The organism is Streptomyces sp. NPDC028305 (assembly GCF_055569495.1).
Genome location: NZ_JBVHTN010000015.1, coordinates 158,833 through 180,588 on the forward strand (window position 1 = coordinate 158,833; position 21,756 = coordinate 180,588).

A 21,756-nucleotide genomic window follows, 5' to 3' on the forward strand; every position below is an offset into this window, starting at 1 on the left:
GACCTGATGGCCCTTCCCCTGACCCATGACGACCCTCAGCAGCTCGGCCCGTTCCGGCTCATAGCCCGGCTGGGCGGTGGCGGTATGGGCACCGTCTATCTGGGCCGCTCACCGCGCGGACGCACGGTCGCGCTGAAGACCATGCATGAGCGGATCGCCTCCGAGGCGACGTACCGCACGCGGTTCCAGCTCGAGATCGATGCCGCCCGCGTCATGGGCGCGCGGTACGGCGCCGGGGTCGTCGACGCCGACCCCTTCGCGGCCGTCCCCTGGCTGGCCACCGAGTACGTGCTCGGCCCGCCGCTGGACGACACGGTGGCCCTCTGCGGCCCGCTCCCGGAGCCGTCGGTACGGGCCCTAGGCGCCGCACTCTGCGCCGCGCTCGGGCAGCTGCACCGTTCGGACGTCGTGCACCGCGACCTCAAGCCCTCCAACATCCTGATCACCGCCCTCGGGCCGAAGGTCATCGACTTCGGTATCGCGCGGGCCATCGGGGACGACAGGCTCACCAGCGTGGGGGTGACCGCGGGCACCCCCGCCTTCATGTCGCCGGAGCAGGCGATGGGCGGGGAGCACACCGCCGCGGGCGATGTGTTCGCACTCGCGGGAGTACTGATCTTCGCGGCCACCGGGCACGGCCCCTTCGGCAGCGGCCAACCGGCCGACCTCCTCTACCGCGTCCGCTTCGCGGAGCCCGACCTCGGCGGGGTCCCCGCGGGGCTGCTGCCAGTACTGAGCCGCAGCCTGAGCAAGGACCCGGCTCAGCGCCCCGGCATGGCCGAGCTCGCAGACCAGCTGAACCATGAAGAAGCCGAATTCACCGACCACCTGCCCGAGGCGGCCCTCGCGGAGATCGGCCGACGGGCCACTGAGGTATGGCAGATCCAGCCGACGCGGCTGCCCGCACCACCCGGGTCCGTCGATGAGGCGGCTCCCCGTCCCGGCATGTCCAGACGGAAGCTCCTGACTCTCTCCGGCGGCGCGGTTCTTGGCGCAGCTGCCGCGGGCGTCGGGACGTGGGCATGGCTGACCCGGCGCGGACAGCACCGCGACACCGTCGGGCCACGGCCGAGCTCCACCGCCCGCCCGGCAAATATCCCTTCACAGGCGGTGTGGTGGGTGAAGGTCAACAGGACGGATGAGACTTTTGTCCCGACTCCGGTCGGGGATCTGATCCTGGTGATGATCGATGACGGCCTTGTGGGGCTGGACGCGAAGACCGGAGAAAAGCGATGGTCCCGCAAGTGGGAAACCTTGTCCGGCGCACAGATCGCCTGGCAAGTCGTCTCGGATGGCGAGCGAGCCTATGCCTTCATACCCGAAACCTCAACCGCGGAAGGGCTGGCAGTTCACTCGATCGACCTCGGGAACGGTAAGCCGAAGCCCCTGATAGGACCGTTCCGGGACTTCTTCGGATCTCGCACGGAGCAGGCGCAACCGCTGACTGTCGCTGACGGAGTGATCTATCTGGTGGCCCAAAGATGGAAGGCGGGCCCCGTGGATAACGAAAAGGGCTGGCATGTGATGGCCGCCGATCTCCAGAGCGGCAAGGAGCTTTGGCGCCAGCCGATCACGGGAGCCTATTATCCGGTCAGCTCCGACGACGGCATTGTCGCCAAGGCCGTCGGCAACTGTCTGGCCGTCACCCGACGAGTCGGCGTGCTCGACATCGTGGACGGGATCGGCGGCCGGGACACCCGTACGGGCCGGATGCTCTGGTCCTGGGACCTGCCCAGGGAACGGCTGGACTCCAAGTCCTACCTTGAGCCGGGCCAACTCGTGGCGGACAACGATCGTGTCTACTTTGGGACCGGGCGGCTCTACGCGTTCCGGCTCTCCAATGGAGACAAGGCCTGGGTGTTCGGCGAAGGCCGGGACAAGGGCGACATCGAGAAGGACACGCGTCCGTACGGCAGACCCGCGGTGAAGGATGGCGTGGTGTATGTGGCCGAGGGAACCCGCGGACTCGTCGCCGTGGAGGCAGACAGTGGCAAGCTGCTGTGGGAGACGAGTTTGGGCGGTGTACCCAGTCTCCTGGTCACGCCCGTTATCGGCAGGAAATACGCCTACGTCGCCATGGACGGCAACGCGAGGATCAGCGCTGTGGACCTGCATACACACAAAGTCGCCTGGACCTTCCGTGTCCCCGATATTTTCGATGGCGCGTTCGTGGCTCACGAGCGTGCTGGAACTCTCGTGTTGATGAGCGGCGATTTCGTGTACGCCCTCCCCTTCGAGTGACCCAACTCACTTACGACATCCGAAAAACCACGGCACCTGACAACTCGGCAGGGAGACATTCACCCCATGAACCCTCTCGGTCCCGGCGACCCCCTTCGCCTTGGCCCGTACCGCCTTGTTGCCGTACTCGGCGATGGCGGTATGGGCAGGGTCTATCTCGGGCGGGACGCAGCCGGCCGGGCTGCCGCGGTCAAAGTCCTCCGGCAAGAGCTCGCGTATGACCAGAACATGGCGCAGCGTTTTGTCCGCGAGGCGCAGGTCGCGCAGGCCGTCACCGGAACCGGCATCGCGCGCGTACTCGGAGCGTGGTACGAAGGGGGCTGGCCGTGGATGGCGACGGAATTCCTGGCGGGACCGACGCTGGACCAGCACATCGAAGAGTACGGGCCCTTCGACGACCAAGGTGTCCGCGAACTGGCCACAGCCCTCGCCCGTGCGCTCCAGGACATCCACGCCGCAGGACTGGTCCACCGTGACCTCAAGCCGTCCAACATCGTGATGACCTCCTCGGGCCCCCGCATCATCGACTTCGGCATCGCGCGCCCCGAGCACGGCCTCACCCTCACCATCACCGGCCAGATACCGGTCACGCCCGGTTACGGCGCACCCGAGCAAGTGCTGGGACAACGTGTCGGCCCGCCCGCCGATGTCTTCTCTCTGGGAGCGGTGCTTGCGTACGCGGCGAGTGGAGAGCGTGCGTACGACGGCGGACACGTAGCGACGGTGCAGTACGAAGTGGTCCACGGAGAGCCCAACCTGTCCGAGGTACCGGAGCCGGTACGCGTGCTCGTTGCTCCTTGCCTCGCCAAGGATCCCACTTACCGGCCTCTTCCCGAGCAGATCGCTGCGGTCTTCGCCCCGCCGCCCGGCTCCAAGCCCGGAGCCAAAAAAATCTGGCAGCTGGGAGAGTTGGCCGCCGACATCAAGCTGCGCGAGGCAGCCGCGAAGAAGTTGATCAGTCTTCCGGAAGCGCGTACACCCTCCGTTCCCTCCCGGCGCCGTCTCATCACCGCGCTCGCGGCGGGTGGCGGCACCGTACTGGCGGCGGGCGGCGGAGGACTCGGCTGGTGGCTGCTGTCCAAGGACACCGGAGCGGGGGAGGCCCGCAAACCGACTGAAGAGGAGAGCGCGGCGCCACCGAAACCGTGGGATGCGAAGCGTCTGACAGCTTCGCAGTACAAGGACGGAACCGCGCCGCCATCGCTGTGGGGGCCGCAGGACGGCCCCTCCCCGGTTGTTATCCAGCCCCTGCCTGTGCGCGATCTCGTCGTGGTCCACGAGGGAGGAAGCAGCAATCTGGGCGCCTATAACGTGATCGAAGGGACACGTAAATGGGGCACTGACTGCGGCTCGTATGCCCACTACGTCGCGCCCTCCGACGAACTCGTTGTGACCGTTGGCCCTTTGACCGGCGACCATAAGGGAGGGCTTCTCGCCCTCGACAGTGCTACCGGCAAGGAGAAGTGGACGGCCCCTGCCAACGCCGTCCATGTCATCGCCGCGGACACCGAGAGCGTCTATTTCACGGCTAGGAGGGACTGGGCATCGACCGATGTCAGCCTCCTAGGCGCCTTCGACATCGCCTCGCGCACCACCCGCTGGACGGTTCCGATGCCTGTGGAGTGCTCACTGGTCACTCCACCCGAGGCGGCAACGGACAGCGGACGCTTGGTTCTCTGCGGCCAAAACGGCAAGGTGGCCACACTCGACACCCAGACGGGGAAACAGGTCTGGACGCTGCCGCGGCAGGCAGTGGCTATCGTGCCCATCGCCCCTGCCGTCTCCGAAGGGATCGTCTACTTGGGTGGGAAATCCCTGACAGCCCGTAAGCTCAAGGACGGAGAAGAGATATGGTCGGTGCCTGCCAGAAGCGAGTTTAAGAAGACGTACGGAGGCTGGGGCGCGCCGACGCTCGACGGCGATGCGCTGTACGCCCTGGACGGCGAGGAGATCAGCCGTCGCGACAGAAGACACGGGAATGCTGACTGGACGCGTTCTCTCGGCGATGTCCTCCAGCGGCTCTATCCTCCAGTGGTCCAGGGTGAGACCCTTTGGGCGAACGTTGACAGTATCGATGAGGGTGGTATCGCGGTCCTGCACAAGGACACAGGTAACCCGGCGTGGACCTATGCTCGGAACGGCAGGGGCGAGTGGGGGATGGCGGCTTCGGGAAACCGTGTGTTCTTGGTGCACAACGGCAAATTGACGGCGATGCCGGTGTTTTAACGTCGTAAGTTCAATGAGCTGCTTGGCAATGTGACGTCGCGGTGCGTGACGGCCCCGCGTCGTGCTTGCTGTGCGAACGGCGACCGCTGAGGATCTTGCGAAGCTGCTTCACGCACGCCAGGACCAATTTGGACCGCAAGGGCACGATCGCGATGGGCTTCTTCAAGTAGGTGGGACTCGTGCCGCAGCGGTGCGTCGGTGTCACCCGGCCGGCTCAACTCGCCCGGGAGCACGGTTTTTCGATTCTGACCGTCAACTGCTGCGCGTTCGTGGACCTGGACGCCCTGGCTCAGCACGCATCGGATCCGTCCACTTCGCTGGAGCGTCCTCTACCGGCAGGGGACGGCCACTTCAACCTTGACGGCGCCATGATCCGCACCGATCACGACGCGACCGCTGGCCCCAGGTGCACCACTCCCCCGGCCGGCTGGTCGCCGTGGGTCTCCTCAGCCAGACCGAGCTGCGGAGGCGCCACCACTTGCACCTGCCCATCCTGGCTGACCTTGGCTACTGGAATGCCTGGCCCAGCTTCCGTCAAGAGGGGAAGTGCGGGTTTACCGGGCGTGAACTGCAAACGTCGCCGGGTGTCGCGTCCCCTGTAGCCGGAGCGTAGACCGATGATTGAGGGGGCGGCGGCTGCCTGGGGTCCGCTGAGTAGCGATCTGTTACAGAGTCGTCGAACTACCTTGACGATATGATAGTTGGGCCACGCAGGCGCGATCGCTAGAGTGGTTCAGGACATCGTTGGTGTCATACGGGGAGGATGCGGTGGCGAAACCAGTCGACCCAGGCGGTTCGGCTCCACAGTCGCACTTGTTCGGCAAGGGCATGGCCAAGGAAGCCGAGACTCTCGCGAAGTTCAAGAGCCGGATTGACAAGGTTTTGTCCGATCTTGAGAAGTCGCCTGCGTCCAAGACGAAACTTGATGAGCAAACTATCTCCCGGGCCGCCTATGGCGACGGAACCCTCACATCTGCCGATAAATTGTCGGAGTTGTACGACCAAGTTCACGAGAAGATCAAGATTTACTCCAAGACCTTCGGTGACCAGCTTGAGGCAATGGGCCTCGCGGCCCTGATCGCCGAAAACGGATACGACGGTATCGACGCCGAACAAAGGCGCCGAATGCAGGAGATCCAGGCCGAGGCGCAGAAGTACTACCGTGCCCCGAACGCCGATCAGTCGGGGGCGTCGGGCAACTCGCCGCAGGATGGTAAGTCCGTTGGCCCGGACGCAAGCTGAGGGGGTAGACGCAGATGAGCGAGGAAAGTTCCATCGAGTACGATGGAATGAGTCACTATCGGCTCTACCAAATAGTACAGGGCGCCGATCCGATCAAGTTGAGCGATGCCAGTTCTGCACTGATGGACGCGTGGACCGATTTGACGGCCATCGCGGACGAGATGCGGGCACACGCTGAGAACGTCAAATGGAAAGGTGAGGGAGCCGACGCCTTCCGTGATTGGGTTGAAGAACTGTCCAAGCAGACTCTGAGCTTGGCCAGCTACACGTGGGGGGTTGGCAACAACATAGGGGTTGCTGCCCTGGGGCTAGCCGATGTCAAGTCGTCCATGCCGAAGCCGGACTCTCCCGGGGCGAAGCTGGTCCCCATGTGCTACGTGGATGAGGAAAAAGAGAAGGCTCGGCTGAAGAACGAGCCCGACCGGCAAGAGGCCATCAAGCAGATCGCCAAGCTGGACTCGTATTACGAGACGGCCCACGGGTTTCTGGACAAGGCGCTTGTGGAGCCGAACTTCCCTCCTCTTCCTGGTGATGTGGTATCGCAGGACGCTTACGACGCGTACGAGACCCCGCTGGGAACGTCGTCTTCATCGAGTGGAGCCACGCCTGCAGTAAGAGGCGGTCATGCCACCCCGCTGTCTGCCGCCGACCTCAATGGCGCAGGCCCGAAGGCCGCGCCTGTACTACCTGCTGAAACAAGGCCCCACACGCCCTTGACCCCGAACGGCGGCGGTGCGATCCCCGGCGTGGGCGTCCCGGACCCGACCAACACGGCTATCGACTCCGTCAAGACTCCGCCGGCGCCGGACACAATCAACAGGCCCAACACCCTTCCTCCGATGCCCGACGACGTTCCCAACGTCCCATCGAATGGCCCCAAGATGCCTCCGGTCACCGGCCTTCCCGGGCCGCGGCCGGTCATTCCCACTGCTCCGCCTGTTGGCCGAACCGCACCGATCCCCGGACCGGGGCAACTCGGCAAGCTTCCCCCGAGCGCACAAAGCGCACCTCGGACCTCGAGTGTGCCCCCGCGTATTCCGACGAATGACGGAATCGTCGGCGGCAAGCGGAGTGTCGGACCGACCAACACTCCGCGGATTCCGCGCGGCATGGTGGTCGGGGAAGAGCCGCACTCCCCGATGGCTCGTGGCCCCGTCGGACCGGGTACCTACTTCGGGCACGGACCGAACACACCTGGGGGTGGCGGTCCCGGGCGACGTCTTGGTTCGGAGCCGGGAGGCGTCGTCGACCGCCCGAAGGGAACGAACCCGGCCAACCGGAGTCTGCCGCGCAGCATGGTCGTGGGGGAGGAACGAGGTGTTCTGCCTCGTGGCCCCGTGGGAGGGGGAGTTCACCCGGTTGACGGCGGTGCACACGGTTCCGGCGGTGCTGGCTCGGGCCGACGGTTGACGTCGGAGCCTGGTGGAGTCACCGGAGGGCCGCGCGTCCCGCGTGAGGGACGCTCCGAATTCACTCAGGGGGGATCGGGGCTCGTGCGCGGGAGCCATGGCCCTGTAACGGCGCCGCACTCCACATCCCTTCCACACGGTGGAAACCAGCGCAATGCCGGGGCCAGGCCGGACTACCTCGAAGAGGACGAGGAGACCTGGTCCGGCGGGCGGCGCAACACCGTTCCACCGGTCATCGAATAGCCTACGGAAGTCGCTCACCTGAGGAGTTACCACTACATGCTGCTTTCATCCCCTGGAGTGCGGCGTCGGGCCCTGTTGGCTTTGGCCGGTGCTCTACTTGTTTCCGCGGGCGGTATCGCGCCGCCCGCGGAGGCGCAGGATGTCCGCTCACGGCAGTGGTATCTCACCGCAATGAAGGCGGACGACATGTGGAAGGTGAGCAAGGGCAAAGGGGTGACTGTCGCAGTCATCGATACAGGGGTCGATGATTCCATCCCCGAATTGCGTGGCCAAGTGTTGGGAGGCGCCGATGTGTCTAATAACCCGACAGGCGCGCGCGCGGACAAGGAGGGTCATGGCACGAACATGGCAGCCTTGATCGCCGGCACGGGAGCCGGAGGGGGAATTCAAGGGGTTGCCCCCGAAGCCAAGATCCTTCCCATCAAGCACATTGCAGATAGGAAAGTAGACTCCGTCGACGGGATTGAGGCGCGGGCAATTCGCTATGCCGCCGATCACGGTGCACGTGTCATCAATATCTCGGCTGGATCGGTGACTGATGGGTCACAGCTCCCCAAAACACAGTCAGCTGTGGAGTACGCGCTCAAGAAGGGAAGCCTGATCTTTGCTGCGGTAGGAAATAATGGCGATGCCGGGAATCAAAAATCTTATCCCGCTGGATTTCCCGGAGTTGTTGGAGTAGGAGCGATCGACCGCAATGGCAACGTAAGCAAGTGGTCAACCTCTGGAGATCAACTTTCACTTGTCGCTCTGGGCGATAACATCCCCATCCACTGCACCAAGACAGAGGGTATCTGCACCTCCGGTGGTACGAGCCAAGCCACCGCCATTGCTTCCGCCTCAGCAGCCCTTATCTGGTCCAAGCATCCCAAGTGGACCAACAATCAAGTCCTACGTGTCATGATGCAGACTGCGGCCAAGCCCACCACCGGCGAGATTCCCAGCATCTATGTCGGCTACGGCTCCATCCGTCCCCGTAAGGTCCTCCTCGACGGAGAGGGAGCCCCCGGCCCCGCCGACGTCAACCCCTTGCTGGCCCGCGAGGGCGCCACGAAGCCGGACCCCTCTGCGTCGGCGTCTGCCTCCGAGTCCCCAAGCACCGACCCACAGTCGACGCCCACGGCCACGGACGACAAAAAGGGCGACAAGAAAACCATCGCGGAGCCCAAGAAAAACGACAACAGTAGCAGTACTCTCTGGATCGCCATTGGCGCAGGCATCGCCGTTCTCCTAGCGGCTGCCGTCGCGATCGCGCTTGTCCGCCGCCGCGGCAGTGCATCGGCCAGCCTATGACGAGCCGTCACTGCCGTGTACCGGACCGGGAACTCCGCCAAGACGCCCCTGGGGAGCCGGGGTGCTGCCGAGCACCTAGCTCTCGTTCAACAAATGAAATAAGCGTGAACGTTGAGCGAGGTGTTGCGGACGCTTACTACAATGTGTAGGACACCTAAAAGCAGTACGATGAACCCCAAGGGGTTCGTGCACAGCGGTGAGTTGAAGAGCGAAACCCCATGTCAACTCACCAACAATTCATGGGGGAAGGTGGAAAATGGGCAAGCAGCGGGTTAGCGACTCAGCGTTCCAGAAATTCACGCAGGAGCTCGACCAGTCCATCCAGGGCTTCGGCAGCAACATGAAGCTCATGGCGGACATCCTCGCCACGGTGGACGCGGGTTGGCAGGGCCAGGGTGCCGGCGCCTTCAAGAAGGCGCAGATGGACCTGGAGCAGGACCACGACGCCGTCCGCCGCCTGGTCGAAGGCATCCGCGAGGCAGTCGCACTGACCCACCGTTCCGGTGGCGCGAACGATGACGACATCGCTGGTCAGCTCAAGAGCATCGACGTCAACGGCTCGGCCGCCGGCGGACACATCACCCCGGGCAGCAGTGTTGGCGGCCTTGGCGCCGGCACCGACGCCCCGATCGCTTCGCACTCGAGGGTCGACGGCTTCTAAGCCACGCAGAACGCAGAAGAGGGTGCCTGGTGGCACCGTGGCACCCCTTCGGAGCCTGACAACAACGCACACAGAACTATCGAGTTGGGGGACACGTGTCTCTGCAAGACGGAATCCTCGTCGATTACGAGTCGGTACAGCAGCTCGCCTCGCAGCTCCGCACCGCGGCTGGCAACGTCCGCAAGGAGATGGACGACATCCAGGCCGCCGTGAAGCGAGTCACCGAAGGCTGGGAGGGTGAGGCCCACCAGGCCATGCTCGCGGCCGAGAAGCAGTTCCAGGCCCGGGCCGACCACATCCAGGGGCTCGTGACGAAGGTCGCGGCGCTGGTCGAGTCGGGTAAGGACTCGTACCGCGAGACCGACGTGAAGGCGTCGAAGCTGTTCAGCCTGGGTTTCTGAGCGATTCGCCTCCGCGATGGGGTGGGCAGCGGTGAGCACCGCCGCCCACCCCATCAGCGTTCTCAGGGAGTCCACGTACGTGCTGGACAGTGACCGGTCCACGCGCCACATGCAAAAGCCGCCGGTGGGGCAGAAGCCCTCACCGGCGGCCGGCAGAAAGAAATAAGGCAGCTCAACCCGCGAGCCAAGCGGAACCCAGGCTTATCGGCTCATTAGTCCAGGTAAATAAGGGCTTCCGTCCGCGCGCTGTCGTAACGTTCCTGCCCGGAGCCGACGAGATGCCGTGACAGACCGGTGTCGACACCGTGGCCGTTCGCCTGAGCCCACCCCGAGACCAAGTGGTTCACCTGCTTCTGTCCGGTGGTGAAGTGATACTCGGTCTCCTGCGCCGCCGCAGCGTTCGCCTGAGCGATCTGGTCCTCTTTCCAGTCATAGGCCCCCGCGTAGAGGATGCGGTAGACGGCATCCGAGATGAACCCGATGGGCTGGCCTTTGAGCGCACTGGCGGCAGCCTGCATACCGCCGGTGATGACGAACTCGGCCGTCTGGGCATGGTTGGCAAACGAGACGGCGTCGTTCTTCTTGTCGCGCGCGATGTCGGAGCTGATGCCGTCGTAAAAACCGAAGACATGCGAAGCACCTTCGATGGCCGCGGCACGTTCGTTGGGGTTGGCGAAGTCCGTCTGGGAAAGGGTCCCAGCGGCGTAGAACCGCTCGGCCTCGAACATCTCGCCGAACGCCTTACCGTCATCCGCCACACCACGCATGATGCGTGTCAGGCTCTCCTTCGGGACGGACATATGGGAATCCTTGCCACCCGTGCCGTCGTGCCACACGCCGTCCTTGTCCATGTATGGACCGGTGCCGGTCAGGATCTCATGGGTTTCGGGCGTGTAGTCGACGAGCATGCGGCCCAGGTTCGTCCGCAGGTTGTCGGGTATATGGGTTCCCTTGCGGCCGTCGTCGAGGATCGTGATCGTGTCGTGCATCACCCGGGACTCGGCTTCGGTGTGATAGCCGAGAACGTGGTCCGCGCCCGGGACATCCCCGGTGGCGGCCGCCTCCAGCGCCGCGCCAAAGCCCACACGGTTGAAAGGGAGGTCGGACGTGTGGACCGATATGCTGCTGGGCGTGGCCGTTGTCGGCCAGTCACGATCCTTGAGTAGATATTTCAGGTGATCGTTCTTTCCGTCTGCGCCGGGGTCGAGGAACGATGTCGCAACGTTCGGCTGCTGGCTCATGATGCCGAGCAGGCTGTCGAGCGGGTCGGCCGCTATGCCCTTGTGGGGGGCCAAACCGGCGCCCTGCCACATGGTCCACCTGCCGGTCCCGTACTTGTCGCTCTTCTCCAGGGCGATGATGTCGTTGCCAACATCGGTCAGGAACTGCTTCCCGTAGTTCTTTCCGTGAGTCATCAGCTCCACGAACGACTGATAACCGTAGAGCGGGACCGTCCCCCCGTCGAAGTCCTTCGCACCCGCCTTGCGCAGGCCCTCGCGCCACTTGTTGTAGAAGGGGTCGGAGGGTGACTTGGTCGCGGTGGCCAGCGAGGTGGCGACGCCTTCCTGGAGGGCGCGGAAGTCCTTCTCGTTGTCGCCCTTGGCTCGGTCGTTGAACTTGAGGTTCAGATCGATGACGCCCTTGGGGCCGATACCGTCCAGAAACGTCTGACTGAACGCCTTGTTGTACTCGTTGTCCCGGAACAGCCGCTTGAACTCGGCCATCTCCTTGTCGCTGAGCTTGTCGCCGGAGTTGATTCTGGTCGCGAGCTCCTCGGCTTCCTTGCCCTCGACCTTCTCGATGTCGCCTTCAGCCTTGTTGTTGAACCCGTTGACTGCGCCGTCGATGGGATTGGGGTCCTCCACGGCTGCCTTGAGCGCGAGCTTCACGCCCTGGTCCGCGTCGTCGACGGCTCTGACCGCCGCCTCGATGTGCCGGGTCCACGACTGCTCGATGTTGCGCAGATCCGGGTCATGGCGCGCGGCATTCGCATCGGCCGTGCTGGCCTTCGAGTAGTCGTAACTCGCGATGCCGGCGTCCGAGACCTTCATCCCGGCCTTCTCCGCGTCCGCGACCGCGGACTTCACCTTCCCGCGCAGCTCCACGAACTGGCTGTGCGCGTCCCGTAGGATCGAGGCGATGGCGCGGGCTTCCTTGGGCGCCGCGGTGAATTGGTCATGGGTCAATTGCATGTTGGGGCGCGCGACGATGTACGCCTGACCGGACCAGTTTCCGTCGGTCGAGACCGTTTTGACCTTGCTGTCGTAGATTCTCTGGACTGCCTCGAACTTCTTGGCGGCCTCGTCCCATTTGGTGGCGGCCGTCTCGAGGAGGGACAGGTCGATGGTCATGACCTGGTGGTACGTGAGCAACGAGCCCCCCTAGCGGTAGTAGTCCGAGATGCGAGACGAGAACGGAACGTTGTCCGAGGACTGGGTGGGCGGAACGGCCGTGGTGAGATCCGACCCGACGAGGAAGTCATTGGTCAGGAAATACTTGTTGGTCCCACTCAGTGCGGACTTCTCCTGCGTGAGGCGTGTCTGAAGCGCCTTGACCGAGGTGTGCCACCCCTTGAGGGCATCAGTGATCCCACTCCCGGTGGCCCAGTCCTTGAACTCCTTCTCGGCCTTCTCGGTTGATTCGTCGACGCACTCGCCGGCCGTCTTCGTCTGCGGCTGGACATCGTCTTCCAAGGCCTTGGCGGCGCTCTTCTTCTTGGATGCGCTGGACTTCAGGTTGAGCGATCCAGGCAGGCTCGGGCCAGGGGGGTCGGTCTGGTTGAGCCGCATGTGGGTGGACTTCTGCCCCGCCACAGCATCGGTGCGGAGCTTGGACCACTCGTCCTCAAAAGTCATGATTCCCCCATGGCTAGGCATCAAGTGGCGCGTCGCATAAGGCGATTAGCCTTCCGAAGTTAGCACGCTGGTGCCTTGTTATTCACCCCTTTCCGGGCACACTGGTCGAACGATCGGTCGGTTTGTGTGCTTCGGCCCTTGCCTGCACCGGTTCTCCTTGCGGAGGATGACGTAACGACTACGCCGTGTACCGGAGGCTCGAACCAGGGGTGTCCGAAGGGGAAACTTACGGGGTTAGACGCGAGTTCGTCTACGCGGGTTCCAGGTTGAACTTCATTCACAGGTTACGAGTTGCCTGCGGCCCTGGTGTTGGCCTGGACCTTAAGTCATCGCGTCCGTGCTGTGGGTTAGCGGAGTGTTAAGTTGAGGGCGCTTCTTGTTCTGTGCCCTCAGTTGAGAGTGTCCGCCGCGGCAGCATAGACGAAGGCGCGCCAGGCGGCAGCGCTGAATGAGGTGTGGGCAAGGTCGGGGCGCTTGGAGTCCCTGACCAGTATGTGCTCGTCGGCTATTGCGAACCCAACACCGTCATCGTTACCTCCGCTCTGCGAATTCTTCTTCCAGCGAGTCCCTTCGGAGCGAAATGCTGCACGTGTGGTGTTAATGTTCTTCATTTTGTAGCTCCTTTGCAATTGAACTGAATCCCAAGCGCGCGGTCCCGTAGTTGGTCGAAAACCTCGATGTACCGGTCCACATCCTCCGGGTCCACAAAGTAGACGGTGTGAGGTTCTCGGACCACACTACTTCGGGAGTTGGCGTGGGAAAATCCATGACCATGAACGATCCATAGAGGCCGGCATGCGCGCCGGCTGCGAAGGGCAGGAACTGGATGGTGATGCGCGGATACTCTGAGGCATGCGCCAGTCGCTCCAGTTGCTGTCGCACTACCTCTGTCGAGCAGACGTGGTGCCGGATTGCAGCTTCGTTGATGACTGCCCACAGCTTGGACGCGGACGGTATACGGATCACTTGTTTCGCCACGAACACCGCAGGCCATCCGATTGCCGAGCTGGAGCTCCGTCATTGGCTGCGGGGCCGCGCGGAGGACCGGATCCGTGCCGCCCGGGGCATCGGCCTGCGGCACCTTCCCCTGCACGCGGCCGCGCAGAACCGGGTGTGGCTGGAGATCGTGCAGATCGCGCTCGTCCTGCTGGCCTGGATGCCCATGCTCGCCCTGATCGGCAAAGCCCATCACTGGGAGCCCTATCGCCTGCGGCTCCGCGTGTGGTAAGCGCGGCCGGACAACTCGTCACCACCGGCCGCCGCCGGATCCTCCACCTTGCCGGCCACTGGCCTTGGGCTCACGACATCGCGGCCCTCGACCGGCTCGCTCAACTCCCGAACCCCGGCTGACCGACACTTTCCCCGTCCCGGCAACCTATCCGACTCGGAGCAGTGGATTCCGGCACCCGCCCGGTGCGACAACCGGGCCGCTGACTTGCCCAACGTCAACCACACAAAGCGAAACGGTCCACCGACTCCGTTGGCAGACCGTCACGAAAGATCGAGGTTAGCGAACGGCTGGCTTGTCCCAGTGGATGGTTACGGGGCCGTCCGGCAGTTTGTCGGCTCCGGGGCACCTGAACCAATTCTGGGTCAGGTCACGGACCGCCTGAGCGGTAAATGCGGCTAAGGAAGACAGTCCGCTGGTCGACTCGTCCAGCTTACTTCCTGCCTCCAGTTTGTCCTGCACAACGGAGGCGTTTGTGCCTATAAGAATTGTATTTGAAACCGATCTCGGGATCGACTTGCAGGATAAATATAGTTCAATGCTACCCCTGGGTGACATATATCCGTAGGCGTCACCGAGGGAGACAGGGATCTCCTTGCGCTGGGCGCGTTTCTCTCCTAGAGCATCCTCATATGTTACGGAAATTGTCTCTCCGCCACTTTTGATGATGCAGTGTCCCAGAGATGTCCATGCATTGAAGTTATAGGTGTCCTCCTGTGGCTTCGTCCCCTTGTTGGGCAATAGGGGCTCTGCCCTATCTCCAGATATGCGATGATTGCAGAGGGTTTCAGGGAAACTTGTGGTGTCGCTGTCTGAGTGTGAATCGTAGATAGCCCACCATGCCCCGGTTCCGGCGGTCAGCAAGATCAGGGCGGCTGTAATTCCTCTGCCTAGGCCTGAGTTCGATGATCTGAGCAGCATCTACAAAATACCTGCTTTCTTCAGGAATTCTCGCCGGAATTTGCTTCGTATGCCGAGTTGTAAACGCTGTCGGCGGCATTCTTTACGTTGTCGCTTTTCATGTTAAGGCCTGCGTCTCTCGCTGCAAGGAGGAACGCCTTTGTTGATGCCTGGCCTATGCGATCGTGCTCGGTATCCAGGAATGCTTTCCGATTCCTTTCGAGCTGCTTGACTACATCGTCTGAACTCTCTACCTGATGGCCCAGGATGGCTTCCCGGAAGTCCTCGATTACCCATCCTGCAACTTCGCCGGCCACTGGGATGTTATCTAGGGTACTCATCCCTAGGTCCACGAATCGACCGAGCCATGCGTCTCCGCGTTCCAGTGACTCGTTGTATTCATCGATCTTCTCTAGGCTGTTGTCGGCTGCCGCTATCGCATGGGCTCGACCCTCGGCGGTGACGCCCTCGAGTCGCGCTCCCGCGGCGGCGGCAATCGCGGCAACGCCCTTGAGGTCCTTGCTGTCTCCGCACTGTGCTACTACTTCGCGGAACATTTCAGTTGTCACGGCCTGCTGGGCGTGTGTGATGGTTGAGTATGCCTTGGGATCCTCTGCAGTTGTTTCCAAGAACAGGTCCAGTGCACCCCTTTCTCTTGTGAAATCTGGCTCAGCTCCAGTGTGTCTGATGTAACCACTATGATCTCCGCCCGCGTAAACTCGCTGAATATCGTGCATGTATTCAGCCGACATATTTCCAAGGCTGCCGACGATCGGAGTGAATTCGCCGTCACTCTTGAAGAGCTCTGGGTTTGCGGCCACCTTTTTCACGATCGAGCGGAAGACATCTGCCTCCGCCTGCGTGTGGTCTTTTGAAGGGGCGTCGCCGCCGTACGGGTCCCCGGATGTGGCGGACTCAAGGGCGTGCCCTAGCGCTTCCATGCCGTAGATCTTGTCCTCGGCGTCCGGGGAGCCCGTTCCGCCTGTGGCGTCGGGGAGCCACTGACGTGCGTTCTCTCCGTGCTTGTCGCCCAGGAAGTAGTCGAGGTTGCTGAGCTTCTCGAGGCCGTCGGTCGTGCCTTCACCCGTGGAGTCGCCAAAGAACTTCGTCGATGCTTCTGGGTTGTGCGCGAGACTTTCCAGAAGCCCGGTCATGGGGTCCCATCCAGGGCCGCCCTTCTTGTCGAGATTGAGTCCGAATTTCTCCATTCCGTCACCAGCGTATGCGTTATCCGCCCATGCCCACGCCCTCGGGTGCTTGCGCTCGAAGGTGACCATGTCCTCTGCGATGGGAGTGAGGAACTCTTTGTCGTAGTTTCCGTGGCGTAGCAGGGTCGAGAGCACTTGATAGCCCCGTGGTTCAACCCGTGCGTTATTCATAGAGAGTCGGAGTCGCTCGCGGCCAATCTGCTTGAGTTCTGTCTGCCACGACTTCCCGAGGTAGTCCTTGTCCTCGCGGAAGGCGGTGTTGGGGTCGTCCTTCCCGGTGGGGGGCCGAGTCGCCGTTGCGAGGCTCTCGCCCATGCTCGTCTGAATGCTTTGGGCGAGCTTGAGCTGTGTTTTGTCGCCCTCTGCCGAAGCGTCGAGGGCGATCTGGGCCTGAAAGCGCAGGGCATCCTTCGGGCCTAGGGCCTTGTAGAAATCGACAGCGAACTCGCGGTCCTTGGAGTTCTGTGCGAATAGCCGCTTGAGCTCGGCGAGTTCCGTGATGCTGAGCTCACCACCGTCCCGGTACTTAGCGAGGCTTTTCCTGGCAAGCTGAACTGCCCGCGCGGACTGGGCATCGTCCAGGGAATCGTATTTCGCGTGGCCGAAGTTGTGGCTGTCGTTGCCGTGAATCCTATTCAGGGCGCTTGACGCGGAGTTGTCGATCTCATCAGCCTGAGCGATGAGTTTGATGATCCGGCGCTCCAAGCGGTCTTTGTAGTCGAGCTGCGCCTGCGTCTGCACGTCATTGGTGTCGCGTCGATGCACATAAACACACGACACCGTGCCGTCCGGTAGACCGGTGACCTGAATGAACTTGTTCTTGGCGTCGACGTCCACGGCCTCCTTGAGTGATGATTGGAGTGCCACGAGTTCCTCGTGGGCGTCGCGGAGAATAGCCCAGATGGCTTTGGCCTCGGCGTGGGCGTCGCCGAACTCTTTGCCGGTCTTGCGAACGAAGGGCCTGGTGACATCGGCGTTGACGCCGGCCCAACGGGCGGCCTCGGACTGTTTCACCATGCCGTCCCTGGCATCCGTAGCCAGGGTTTCGAGTTGGTCCATCATCTCCTTCCAGTCGTCGGCTGCTGAGCCGAGGCCGGCGAACGAGACGTGATACAGGTCGTCGAAAGTCAGGCTTGCCATGTGCGGTCCCCCTCCCGTCCCCTACTTGTAGTACTTGGAAATCTCGGAGACCGGCATGGCGGTCCCGTCCCGGCGTGCCATGTCAGTGGCGATCTTCGCGTCCGTATGGGCCTGCGAGCTCTTCGAGTAGTCGAGGTGGTTGGAAATATGGGCGCAGGCCTGTAACAGCGTCTTGAGCTGGTCGTTCCAGATCACGGCCATGTTGGTGAGGGCGCCGCCCAAGGTGAAGTGATGGGTGGTGAGCGAACTGGCGGCCTTGGCGGTCGAGCCGTCGTCCTTCGCTCCACGGGTCATGTCGCCCGCCTTCTTGAGACGGTCGTGGAGTAAGAAGGCCTCGTGGCCGACCCGTCCCAGATCGTCTTGGTGCACGATCAGGTCGCCGGAGCCGCCGCCACCCCCGGACGAGCCCTTGCCGGCTTCGTTGAGACGCATGCGCGTCGTCGCCTCGGCCCGGAGTCCGTTCCACTCTTCTTCGAACGACACGCTTCTCTCCCCTGGTGTGCGTGTTCGAGCGTCAAAGTCATAAGTCACGCTCAGCTTAGGGGAGTTGACCGTACGTGTGGGTAGCCGGCGGGGCGTGTCGCCGTACAAAAAGACCTCTGCCCCGGGCCGGCGGCCCAGGGCAGAGGTCTGTGGTTGCTCGAAGGTGCAGGCTTACTGGTCCGGGAGCCATCCAAGCTGCACCAGCGGCGTTCCCCGCTTGCGGGAGACGAAGAAGCCGCGGCCCGGGGGCATGGGGCGGGGGCGGACGCCGCCCAGGAGGTCGCCTTCCGTCGGGTCGCCGGAGAGCAGTACGCCCTGGGCGCCGAGTTCCTTGATGCGCTGCATGAAGGATTCGAACATCGATCGGGAGGCGCCCGCGGAGTTACGGGCGATGATGAAGCGCATGCCGACGTCGCGCGCGAAGGGGAGGTTGTCGGTGAGGACGGCCATGGGGTTGCCGCTGCTGGTGGAGACGAGTTCGTAGTCGTCGATGATGACGAAGAACTGCGGTCCGCTCCACCAGCTGCGGTCGCGGAGCTGCTGGGGGGTGATGTCGGGCTTGGGGGCGCGGCGTTCCATGAGGCCGTTGAGGGCGGTGGTGTGGACCTGGAGGGCTGAGGCGATCGGCGCGTATTCCAGGAGGTGGGTGTCGGGGATGACGTCGAGCAGGGAGCGGCGGTAGTCGCCGACCACGATCTTCGCCTCGTCCGGGCCGTAGCGTTCGGTGATCTGCTTGGCGATGAGGCGCAGCAGAGCCGTCTTGCCGGATTCGCTCTCGCCGAAGACGAGGAAGAAGGGGTCGGATTCGAAATCGACGAAGACGGGTTCGAGGTTGGTCTCGTCGATGCCGATCGCGATGCCGTGCTGCGGGTATTCGAAGCCCTTGGGGAGGTCTTCGGCGCGGAGCCGGCGGGGGAGGAGGCGTACGCGGGGGGCGTGCGGGCCGTTCCAGCCGCTGCGCACCGCGCTGATGAGCTCGCCGAGGGCGTCCGTGATGTCGTCGGGGTCGCTGCCCGAGTCGATACGCGGCTGGGCGCCCATGAAGTGGAGCTTCTCCGGGAGCTGGCCGCGGCCGGGGACGCCCGGGGGCACGTTCGCGGCGACCTTACGGTCGAACTCGGAGTCCATGGTGTCGCCGAGGCGCATCTCGAGGCGGTTGAGGAGCTGGTCCTTCAGAGAGGCGCGGACTTCCATGTTGCGGGAGGCCGTGACGACGATGTGGATGCCGTAGCCGAGGCCGCGGCTCGCGATATCGGCTACGACCCCTTCCAGCATGTCGTACTCCTGCCGGAAGTTGGCCCAGCCGTCGATGACGAGGAAGACGTCGCCCCAGCCCTGTTCCGTGTGCTCACCGCGGGACCGCTGCCGCCGGTAGGTGGCGATCGAGTCGACGTTCTTGGCGCGGAAGTACTCCTCGCGCCGGGCCAGGATGCCCGCCACCTCGGCGATGGTGCGCCGTACCCGCTCCGGGTCCAGCCGGGAGGCGACGCCGCCCACATGCGGCAGGTCGGCGACGGCGCTCATGCCGCCACCGCCGAAGTCCAGGCCGTAGAACTGCACCTCGGCGGGGGTGTGGGTGAGCGCGAAGGCGGCGATCAGGGTGCGCATCAGCGTGGACTTGCCGGACTGCGGGCCGCCGACGACCAGCATGTGACCGGCGGCGCCGGAGAAGTCGCGGTAGAGCACGTCACGCCGCTGTTCGAAGGGCTTGTCGATGAGGCCGAGCGGAACGACGAGGTTGCCCAGGCGGGGGTATTCGGGCGCGGTGAGACCCCGGCCCTCGACCGGGGACAGCGGCGGCAGCAGCTGGTCCAGCGAGGGCGCCTCGTCCAGCGGCGGGAGCCAGACCTGGTGGGCCGGGGCGCCCTGGCCCTCCAGCCGGCGGACGATGACGTCGAGGACCGTGTCGGCCAGCGCGTCGTCCTCCTGGCGGGACGGGGTGGTCAGCGCCGCCGGGTCCGGGGTGGTGTAGGTGACCGGGACCGGGGAGGCCGTGAAGAGCACCGGCCGGCGCTCGATGGGCAGCGAGGTGCCGTCGAAGTCGGCGCGCGCCGCCCCCGTGCGGTACACGCCGGAGACGTACGCGGCCTTGAAGCGCGTCATTTCGTCCGTGCCGAACTTCAGATAGCCGGAGCCGGGGACGGACGGGAGGTGGTACGCGTCCGGCACGCCCAGCGCCGTACGGGACTCGGCCGCGGAGAAGGTCCGCAGACCGATGCGGTACGACAGGTAGGTCTCCAGGCCGCGCAGCCGGCCCTCCTCCAGCCGCTGCGAGGCCAGCAGCAGATGCACACCCAGGGAGCGGCCGATGCGGCCGATCTGGATGAACATGTCGATGAAGTCGGGCTTGGCCGTCAGCAGCTCGCTGAACTCGTCGATCACCAGGACGAGTGAGGCCACGGGCTCCAGCGGGGCGCCGGCCGCCCGCGCCTTCTCGTAGTCGTGGATGTTCGCGTAGTTGCCGGCCGCGCGCAGCAGCTCCTGGCGCCGCTGGAGCTCACCGGTGATCGAGTCGCGCATGCGGTCGACGAGCGTCAGGTCGTCCGCGAGGTTGGTGATGACCGCCGCCACGTGCGGCAGGTGTGACATTCCCGCGAAGGTCGCACCACCCTTGAAGTCCGCGAGGACGAAGTTCAGCGTCTCGGACGAGTGGGTGACCGCGAGCCCCAGCACCAGGGTGCGCAGCAGCTCGGACTTGCCGGAGCCGGTGGCGCCGACGCACAGGCCGTGCGGGCCCATGCCGTCCTGCGCCGCCTCCTTGAGGTCCAGCATGACCGGCGAGCCGTCCTCGCCAACCCCGATCGGCACCCGCAGCCGCTCGGCCACCGAGCGCGGCCGCCAGGTGCGCGTGACATCCACCGAGCCCGCGTCGCCGAGCCCCAGCAGATCGGTGAAGTCGAGGTTGGCCAGCAGCGGTTCGTCGTCGTCGCCCCCGCCCATCCGCAGCGGCGCCAGCTGCCGGGCGAGCGCGTCCGCGGCCTCCAGCGACAGCAGGTCCGGGACGCCGTCGTACGCCGCGACCTGCGACAGCAGCTCGAGCTTCCCCGGCCGCACGATCACCGAGAGACCGCCGCGCAGCTCGTCGAGGTCGCCCGGCACCACCTCGAGGACGGTGACACCCTGAAGGCCCTCCTGCGCCGCGAACGCCGACTCCGGCGGCACCATCCCGCCGTCCAGCACGACCACCACATGCGGCTGGTCGAGCAGCGGCTGCGCGTCCTTGCTGAACCGGGACCGCCCCTCCAGGCGCCCCTTGAGCAGCTCCTCCAGCTCCGCGAGGGAGTCGCTGAACAGCCGTCGCGAGCCGGCCCCGTCGATCGCGCCCGGCACCTGGAGGTGCGGCAGCCACTTCGTCCAGTCCCAGTAGGGCGCCGCGCTGCGCGGCGCGACCACCGCGATGACGAGGTCCTCGGGCGAGTGGAGGGTGACCAGGTGGGCGACCAGCGCCCGCGCCGCGGCCCGCACCGAATCCGGCTCCCCGGACACCGTCACGTGGTAGAAGGCGCGCAGCGACACCGCCATCGGCATCTGCTCGAGCGATCCCTGGGTCGCCAGGAACTTCTGCATGGCGCCCGCCGTCAGCGGCTCCAGGTCGTCGACCGCGGCCGTGTCGGGGGCGACCAGCGGGGTGGACAGCTGCTGTGAGCCGAGCCCGATCCGGATCTGCCCGAAGTCGTTGTCGCTCGCCCGCCGTTCCCACACCCGGCTGCCCTGGGCCACGATCGACCACAGCTGGTCGGGGGAGGGGTGCAGATAGAACTGCGCGTCGCGCTGCGACCGTGCGGTGCGCCGGATCGTACGGCGGGTCTGCGCGAGGTACTTGAGGTAGTCGCGGCGCATGTCCGCGAGCTGCCCCTGGGAGCCCTGCCGGTGCCGGATGAACATCGCCACGGTCATGCCGAGCGTGGAGAACATCATCATCACGCCCATGATCTTCATCATCGGCGCGGCGCCGGGCATGAAGAAGTAGACCATCGACGAAGCCATGCCCAGCGTGGGCAGCAGCTGCATCAGAACGCCCTCTTGCTGGCCACGCGGCAGCTCAGGGGGCGATTCGAGGCGGAGTTCCTCGCTCGGCACCTCGGGCGGGAGGGCCCGCGGTTGGCGCTTGACGACGACCTGGCTCACCGGATCCCTCAACCCCTCCACGCAGATGAACAGTTCCTCTCCGGCACCCCCGTGGCGACGGACTCCCTCTGCGAGACGGCGATCCTACCGACGTATGA

The 21,756-nt window shown here is 64.4% G+C and carries 14 protein-coding genes and 1 pseudogene; 7 read left to right on the forward strand and 8 right to left on the reverse strand.

Annotated elements, in window-relative coordinates; genetic code table 11:
• Positions 1–6: 6 nt before the first annotated feature.
• From ACZ4WQ_RS45905 to ACZ4WQ_RS45930, 6 genes are all read left to right on the forward strand, one after another.
• Complete coding sequence (locus ACZ4WQ_RS45905) at positions 7–2,241, forward strand: protein kinase domain-containing protein (RefSeq protein WP_398376974.1); 2,235 nt, start codon at positions 7–9, stop codon at positions 2,239–2,241.
• Between the two features lie 66 nt (positions 2,242–2,307).
• Positions 2,308–4,467, forward strand: a complete 2,160-nt coding sequence (locus ACZ4WQ_RS45910) for a protein kinase domain-containing protein (RefSeq protein ID WP_398376973.1) — start codon at positions 2,308–2,310, stop codon at positions 4,465–4,467.
• A gap of 768 nt (positions 4,468–5,235) precedes the next feature.
• On the forward strand, positions 5,236–5,709 hold the full coding sequence (locus ACZ4WQ_RS45915) for a hypothetical protein (protein WP_398376972.1): 474 nt from the start codon (positions 5,236–5,238) through the stop codon (positions 5,707–5,709).
• Between the two features lie 1,688 nt (positions 5,710–7,397).
• Positions 7,398–8,654: a type VII secretion-associated serine protease mycosin gene (gene mycP, locus ACZ4WQ_RS45920; RefSeq protein ID WP_398376971.1), complete on the forward strand. Its 1,257-nt coding sequence runs from the start codon at positions 7,398–7,400 to the stop codon at positions 8,652–8,654.
• A 256-nt stretch (positions 8,655–8,910) separates the two neighbouring features.
• On the forward strand, positions 8,911–9,315 hold the full coding sequence (locus ACZ4WQ_RS45925; RefSeq protein ID WP_385347710.1) for a WXG100 family type VII secretion target: 405 nt from the start codon (positions 8,911–8,913) through the stop codon (positions 9,313–9,315).
• A 95-nt stretch (positions 9,316–9,410) separates the two neighbouring features.
• On the forward strand, positions 9,411–9,716 hold the full coding sequence (locus ACZ4WQ_RS45930) for a WXG100 family type VII secretion target (protein ID WP_358847801.1): 306 nt from the start codon (positions 9,411–9,413) through the stop codon (positions 9,714–9,716).
• 212 nt (positions 9,717–9,928) lie between these two features.
• Here the strand turns inward: ACZ4WQ_RS45930 and ACZ4WQ_RS45935 are convergent, their stop codons facing one another.
• The 4 genes from ACZ4WQ_RS45935 to ACZ4WQ_RS45950 form a co-directional block, all read right to left on the reverse strand.
• Complete coding sequence (locus ACZ4WQ_RS45935; protein WP_398376969.1) at positions 9,929–12,067, reverse strand: hypothetical protein; 2,139 nt, start codon at positions 12,065–12,067, stop codon at positions 9,929–9,931.
• Positions 12,068–12,097: 30 nt separating this feature from the next.
• Positions 12,098–12,571, reverse strand: a complete 474-nt coding sequence (locus ACZ4WQ_RS45940) for a hypothetical protein (protein ID WP_398376968.1) — start codon at positions 12,569–12,571, stop codon at positions 12,098–12,100.
• Positions 12,572–12,960: 389 nt separating this feature from the next.
• Complete coding sequence (locus ACZ4WQ_RS45945) at positions 12,961–13,182, reverse strand: DUF397 domain-containing protein (RefSeq protein WP_398376966.1); 222 nt, start codon at positions 13,180–13,182, stop codon at positions 12,961–12,963.
• Positions 13,169–13,555: a Scr1 family TA system antitoxin-like transcriptional regulator gene (locus ACZ4WQ_RS45950; RefSeq protein WP_468022895.1), complete on the reverse strand. Its 387-nt coding sequence runs from the start codon at positions 13,553–13,555 to the stop codon at positions 13,169–13,171. The genes ACZ4WQ_RS45945 and ACZ4WQ_RS45950 overlap by 14 nt, the downstream gene beginning before the upstream one ends.
• Between ACZ4WQ_RS45950 and ACZ4WQ_RS45955 the strand changes: the two are divergent.
• Positions 13,515–13,921: pseudogene (locus tag ACZ4WQ_RS45955) on the forward strand (transposase); the annotation flags it as partial. The gene ACZ4WQ_RS45950 and the pseudogene ACZ4WQ_RS45955 overlap by 41 nt on opposite strands.
• Before the next feature lie 157 nt (positions 13,922–14,078).
• Here ACZ4WQ_RS45955 and ACZ4WQ_RS45960 read toward each other — a convergent pair.
• From ACZ4WQ_RS45960 to eccCa, 4 genes are all read right to left on the reverse strand, one after another.
• Positions 14,079–14,720, reverse strand: a complete 642-nt coding sequence (locus ACZ4WQ_RS45960; protein ID WP_398376963.1) for a hypothetical protein — start codon at positions 14,718–14,720, stop codon at positions 14,079–14,081.
• A gap of 20 nt (positions 14,721–14,740) precedes the next feature.
• A complete protein-coding gene (locus tag ACZ4WQ_RS45965) occupies positions 14,741–17,047 on the reverse strand; it encodes a hypothetical protein (protein WP_398376962.1) in 2,307 nt (768 codons plus the stop codon).
• A 21-nt stretch (positions 17,048–17,068) separates the two neighbouring features.
• Positions 17,069–17,530 (reverse strand): hypothetical protein, encoded by a 462-nt coding sequence (locus ACZ4WQ_RS45970; RefSeq protein WP_398376961.1) that lies wholly within the window; start codon positions 17,528–17,530, stop codon positions 17,069–17,071.
• Between the two features lie 171 nt (positions 17,531–17,701).
• Complete coding sequence (gene eccCa, locus ACZ4WQ_RS45975; RefSeq protein ID WP_398376960.1) at positions 17,702–21,658, reverse strand: type VII secretion protein EccCa; 3,957 nt, start codon at positions 21,656–21,658, stop codon at positions 17,702–17,704.
• Between the last annotated feature and the right edge of the window lie 98 nt (positions 21,659–21,756).

What these genes read in the sequence shown, in the direction of transcription:
- mycP (WP_398376971.1), top strand. Translation starts at nt 7,398, where the DNA reads ATGCTGCTTTCATCCCCTGGAGTGCGGCGTCGGGCCCTGTTGGCTTTG.
- ACZ4WQ_RS45910 (WP_398376973.1), top strand. Translation starts at nt 2,308, where the DNA reads ATGAACCCTCTCGGTCCCGGCGACCCCCTTCGCCTTGGCCCGTACCGC.
- ACZ4WQ_RS45925 (WP_385347710.1), top strand. Translation starts at nt 8,911, where the DNA reads ATGGGCAAGCAGCGGGTTAGCGACTCAGCGTTCCAGAAATTCACGCAG.
- ACZ4WQ_RS45940 (WP_398376968.1), bottom strand. Translation starts at nt 12,571, where the DNA reads ATGACTTTTGAGGACGAGTGGTCCAAGCTCCGCACCGATGCTGTGGCG.
- ACZ4WQ_RS45965 (WP_398376962.1), bottom strand. Translation starts at nt 17,047, where the DNA reads ATGGCAAGCCTGACTTTCGACGACCTGTATCACGTCTCGTTCGCCGGC.
- ACZ4WQ_RS45945 (WP_398376966.1), bottom strand. Translation starts at nt 13,182, where the DNA reads ATGAAGAACATTAACACCACACGTGCAGCATTTCGCTCCGAAGGGACT.
- ACZ4WQ_RS45935 (WP_398376969.1), bottom strand. Translation starts at nt 12,067, where the DNA reads ATGACCATCGACCTGTCCCTCCTCGAGACGGCCGCCACCAAATGGGAC.
- ACZ4WQ_RS45960 (WP_398376963.1), bottom strand. Translation starts at nt 14,720, where the DNA reads ATGCTGCTCAGATCATCGAACTCAGGCCTAGGCAGAGGAATTACAGCC.
- ACZ4WQ_RS45905 (WP_398376974.1), top strand. Translation starts at nt 7, where the DNA reads ATGGCCCTTCCCCTGACCCATGACGACCCTCAGCAGCTCGGCCCGTTC.